Source organism: Lamprobacter sp., from assembly GCF_034860625.1.
In the GTDB taxonomy this organism is placed as follows: domain Bacteria; phylum Pseudomonadota; class Gammaproteobacteria; order Chromatiales; family Chromatiaceae; genus Lamprobacter.
This window is the reverse complement of sequence record NZ_JAYESN010000245.1, coordinates 1-4,448: the sequence shown is the minus strand read 5'-3', so window position 1 is coordinate 4,448 and position 4,448 is coordinate 1. Positions and strand designations below refer to the sequence as shown.

At 65.4% G+C, this 4,448-nt stretch carries 3 protein-coding genes and 1 pseudogene; 3 read left to right on the top strand and 1 reads right to left on the bottom strand.

Annotation, left to right across the window (positions count from 1 at the left end; genetic code table 11):
* Together VBE63_RS25180 and VBE63_RS25175 are read left to right on the top strand one after the other, a co-directional pair.
* Positions 1-1,289: efflux RND transporter permease subunit (locus VBE63_RS25180; RefSeq protein ID WP_323685755.1), on the top strand; the 1,289-nt coding region annotated here is incomplete at its 5' end.
* A gap of 134 nt (positions 1,290-1,423) precedes the next feature.
* Entirely contained in the window at positions 1,424-3,730 is a 2,307-nt protein-coding gene (locus tag VBE63_RS25175; RefSeq protein WP_323685754.1) for a diguanylate cyclase domain-containing protein, read from the top strand.
* A gap of 110 nt (positions 3,731-3,840) precedes the next feature.
* On the opposite strand, the gene VBE63_RS25170 is transcribed toward VBE63_RS25175, so the two are convergent.
* Positions 3,841-4,038, bottom strand: coding sequence for a hypothetical protein (locus VBE63_RS25170; RefSeq protein ID WP_323685753.1), 198 nt, complete (start codon positions 4,036-4,038; stop codon positions 3,841-3,843).
* Between the two features lie 176 nt (positions 4,039-4,214).
* On the opposite strand from VBE63_RS25170, the pseudogene VBE63_RS25165 reads away from it, so the two are divergent.
* Positions 4,215-4,448, top strand: a pseudogene (locus tag VBE63_RS25165) (ketohexokinase); the annotation flags it as partial.

Genomic DNA, 4,448 nt, shown 5'->3' with positions numbered 1-4,448 from the left:
GCTTCGTTGGCCAGGGCGGGCTGCGCTTCATGCTCACCTACTCGCCAGAGGAGCCGAACAGCGCCTATGGCCAGTTGCTGGTGGACGTGGATGACTTCCGCCGCATCGACCCGCTGGTCGCCGAGCTGCAGGAAACTCTCACTGCGGCCCATCCGGACGCCGCCATCAAGGTCTGGAAGTTCATGCTCGGGCGCGGCGGCGGCAAGAAGATCGAGGCCGCCTTCCGCGGTCCCGATCCCGCGGTGCTGCGTCGGCTCGCCGACGAGGCCAAGGCCATCATGGCGGCCGAGCCCAGCGCAGTCGCGGTCCAGGATGACTGGCGCGAGAAGGTGGCGGTGCTGCGCCCGCAGGTGGATGCGGTCGCGGCCCAGCGCGCCGGCGTCGATGTCACGCAGATCAGCGCCGCGCTGAACCGTGCCTTCAGTGGTGAGCGCGTCGGCGCCTACCGCGAGGGCGATACCCTGGTGCCCATCATTGCGCGGGCGCCGCTCGCCGAGCGCGACCGGGCCGCGGCGCTGGACAATGTCCAGGTCTACAGCCCCACCGCCGGTCGCTACCTGCCGGTGGGCCAACTGGTAACTGGGTCTCAGCTGGACTGGGTGGATGGGATCATTCGCCGCATCGACCGCTTCCCGACCCTCAAGGCGCAGGCGGACCCGCAGCCGGGCGCATTGTCCGGCCCGGTGCTGGAGCGGCTCAAGCCACAGATCGAGGCCATCGCGCTGCCGCCGGGCTATGCGCTGGAATGGCACGGCGAGGACAAGGCCTCGCGCGAGGCCAACGCTGGCCTGGCGATCTCCGCGCCTTATGGCTTCGCGGCCATGGTGCTCGCAGTGGTGGTGATGTTCAACGCCCTGCGACAGCCGCTGGTGATCTGGCTCACGGTGCCGCTGGCCATCGTGGGCGTCACCATCGGGCTGCTCCTGTTCCAGGTGCCGTTCGAGTTCATGGCGATCCTCGGCTTCCTGAGCCTGATCGGCATGCTGGTGAAGAACGCCATCGTACTGGTCGACCAGGCCGACGCCGAGCGTAAGGCCGGCAAGCCCGGTCTCTCGCCGGTGCTGGATGCCGCCGCCAGCCGCGCCCGGCCGGTAGTGCTCGGGGCCTTGACCACCATCCTTGGCGTCGCCCCGCTCTTGCTCGACCCCTTCTTCAAGAGCATGGCGGTGACCATCATGTTCGGCCTCGCCTTCGCGACCCTGCTGACGCTGATCGTCGTGCCGCTGCTGTATGCGGTGCTGTTCAGGATCGACGATCATGCCACTGCCAACGATCATGCGCCTGTCTGAATCCCACCCCGACGCCATAACGATCGCTAAGCCGATCGCAGCCACATTGAGAGCGCCGTGGTCCAGGTCTGCGGCTGCGCCGCGCGCCTGTTGGTGTTGACGCTCGCGGACTCGCACGTTAGGAGGCGATTTTAATGTCCCGGAATCCACCGATTGTTGCCGATTCGTCCTTATCACCCCGTCCGTCCGAGGCGATACCTGCCGGACTGTATCTGTTGCAGGTGGATGCGCAAGGTCGCCCGGCCTTTCGCTTCGTCACCGAGCGACTGCTCATCATGCTCGACCTGCCCCGGGAGCAGGTCCTGACCAACCCGGGGACCCTGTTGCAACGAGTGCATCCGGACGACTATCCGACGTTTCTGGAGCTGAATCAGCAGGTGCTTGTCGCGCCGCGGCCCTTTCTGTGGGAGGGCCGGGTGGTGATCCGGGGCGTCACCCGCTGGTGGCGCCTGGAGTCGTTGCCGCGCGCGCTGCCGGAAGGCGGCACACTCTGGGAAGGGGTCGCTATCGATATCACCGACGCTAAGACCGCCGAAGCCGCAGGGCGAGCCGGAGAGGCGCGGTTTCAGCATCTGCTGCAATTTGCGCCAGTGCCCCTGGGCCATCTCGATCGGGCACACCGGGCGCGCTTCTACAACGCTGAGTTCACCAGGACTTATGGCTACAGCGAGTCGGATCTACCCGATGAGCAATGCTGGTGGGAGCTGGCCTATCCGGACCCGGCAGATCGCCGGCAGATTCGCCAACGCTGGGATGCCGCCCTCGCCGCGCTGGCCGCAGGGGATCGCAGCCAGATGCCCTTCCAAGCCGAGGTCAGGTGCAAGAACGGCAAGCAACGGGCCGTCGAGATCCATTACAGCGTACTGGACGACGGCTATCTCGGGGCCTTTGTCGATGTCACCGAACGGCGGCAGGCGCAGCAGCACGAACGCGAGGTGCAGACGATCCTGCGCGCCATCCTGAACGACCAACCCTTGGCGGTCATTGCCGAGCGCATCGTCGGCACCATCGAGGCTGCGGCACCGGAAAGCCTCTGTTCGCTGCTTCTGGTCGACGAGGACAGCCACCAGTGGCGTCTGCTCGCCGCGCCCAGCCTCCCGGCCTTCTACAACGCAGCGATCGACGGCCTCGCCATCAGCGACGGACAGGGCGCCTGCGGCACCGCTGCCGCGCTTGGCGAACGCGTATTCACCGAGGACATCCAGATCGATCCGGCCTGGACGCCCTATCGGGAGCTTGCCGCCCAAGCCGGCTTGCGAGCCTGCTGGTCGGAGCCGGTGGTGGCCAAAGACGGTGAGGTGCTCGCCGCCTTTGCAGTCTATGCACGGGAGGCCCGGACTCCATCCGCGTGGGAGATCGAGCTGATCGCGTGCGCCGCGAGCCTGGCCGGACTTGCGATCGAACGCGCCCGGGCGCGCGAGGACCTGGCCTGGCGCACCGCCTGCCGGGATGCGGTGCACGAGATCTCCCGGATGTTCCTGACCATGAACGAGTCTGGCCTCGATGCGGCGATCCATGTGGCACTGGCCCGTATCGGCACCTGCGTGTACGCGCATCGCTGCTATCTGTTCCAGATGAACGAAGATGGCGCCGCCATGACCTGCACCCACGAATGGTGCGCGCCCGGAATACGGCCGCAGATCGATGAACTGCGCGACCTCGAAGTGGATCGATATCCCTGGTTTCCAGAGATTGCCAACAGCCGGCAGCCTGCCTGGGTCACGCAGGACGACATTGCGCAGCTCTCGCCTGATGAGCAGAAAATGATGCGCGACGGCGAGATCCAGTCCATGCTGGCGATCCCGATGTTCAGGACCGGGCAGATGTGCAGCATACTGGGTCTCGACAACATTCAGGTGCGCAAGCGCTGGAGCGGCTTCGAGCAAGCTGTGATGCAGCTGGTCGCCGACATCATCAGTGAGGCGCTGATCCGAAATCAGCTCCTGCGGGCGCTGCGCACCCAAGCCTACCAGGACGAGCTGACCGGGCTGCCGAACCGGCGCGCCTTCGACGAAGGGTTGCACGACGAAATCCGGCGCGCGCGTCGCTACCACCAGGTCTTTTCGTTGCTGCTGCTCGATATCGACCGGTTCAAGGCGATCAACGACGCCCATGGCCATGACGTCGGCGATCAGACGTTGCGGATGCTTGGCGCGATCCTGAACCAACGGATGCGCGAAACCGATCGACTGGCGCGCTGGGGTGGCGAGGAATTCGCGCTTTTGCTCCCGAACACCGGGGCCGAGGACGCCCGGCTGTTTGCCGAGCAACTACGGGTCGCGGTCGCCGAGGCCCGGTTCCCTGGCGTTGCGCGACTGACGATCAGCCTCGGGATTGCTCAGTTCGCGCCGGATGACAGCGTCGACACCCTCTTTCGGCGCGTTGATCAGGCGCTATACGCCGCTAAGGAGCAAGGCCGAAATCGCTGCGTGCTGGGGTGAACGGTCTTGGTCGACGACGAACGGGCGTCTTCTGCATCGTTGACGTTGACGAATAGCGTCAGCTCACCGAGAGCTTGACACCCCGCTCACGCGGCTGCCGCTTGGGCAGCTCAACACGCAGCACCCCGCGCGCATAACTGGCGCTCGGCGAGGGCGGTGCTGCTGCTAGCTTCCGCTTGTGCCTCTGATCCTTGACTGAAGCGAGTCATCGCGCCGGCCGCGCGTCGATAAAGGCGCTGCCAACCGTCGATCAGTGCATCCCAGGCATGGCTGAACTCATCACGCAAGTGCTCAAATGGCGACATCATCATGACCCTCCTTCGCTGCTTTGATCATTCACATTCAACTGCGATCATTCAACTCTGATCATCCAAGTTTGGCTCACGCTCAGCGGGCCGACAAGATCGACAAGGCCCCGGTCATGCTCTCAGGCGATCCTCGACAGCGCCTCTCAAACACGCCTCACCACGCCACCCCACCTTCAATGAGCAACCGACCACTCTCCGCAAATAAACGCCCAGCCAGCCTGCTCGGGGTCGGCATCGCGACCCTCGATATCATCAACCAGGTCGAGCGCTATCCAGCCGAGGACGCTGAGGTCCGCGCCAGCGCTCAGCGTCTTCTGCGCGGCGGCAACTGCGCCAATACCCTCGCCGTGCTGAGCGAGCTGGGCCATCACTGCCGTTGGGCCGGCACCCTAGCGGATGACCTCGGCGCG